This is a genomic window from Acetomicrobium sp. S15 = DSM 107314, from assembly GCF_016125955.1.
In the GTDB taxonomy this organism is placed as follows: Bacteria; Synergistota; Synergistia; order Synergistales; family Thermosynergistaceae; genus Thermosynergistes; species Thermosynergistes pyruvativorans.
Genome location: NZ_JADEVE010000207.1, coordinates 1 through 326 on the forward strand (window position 1 = coordinate 1; position 326 = coordinate 326).

Sequence of the window (326 nt, forward strand, 5' to 3'; positions counted from 1 at the left end):
TGTATTTGGACGTGCCTCATGCGGTGGGATGTTCCTCCGGGAGCGATGCCCTGCTTTTAGCTCTTATGGCCTTAGACGTCGGCGAGGGTGACGAAGTCATAACGACGCCTTATTCTTTATTCTCAATGCACTGAAGGCGTAGGATCTGATGATATGCTACGTCCATTCATGATGGGAGCAACTTTCGATGACATCATAAGATACCTAAATGAAAATTATAGAAAACCCGCGGCAGTTTGATGTTATCCTCGCGGGCAATATTTTTGGCGATATCCTCAGCGATCTCTCATCTGTACTCGCGGGGTCGATCGGCATGATGCCTTCTG

General features: G+C 48.2%; 1 protein-coding gene and 1 pseudogene. Both read left to right on the top strand.

From position 1 onward, the window contains the following. Window positions 1–125, top strand: a pseudogene (locus EZM41_RS05805) (DegT/DnrJ/EryC1/StrS family aminotransferase); the annotation flags it as partial. Window positions 126–208: 83 nt separating this feature from the next. After that, window positions 209–326: isocitrate/isopropylmalate family dehydrogenase (locus tag EZM41_RS14640; protein WP_446697815.1), on the top strand; the 118-nt coding region annotated here is incomplete at its 3' end.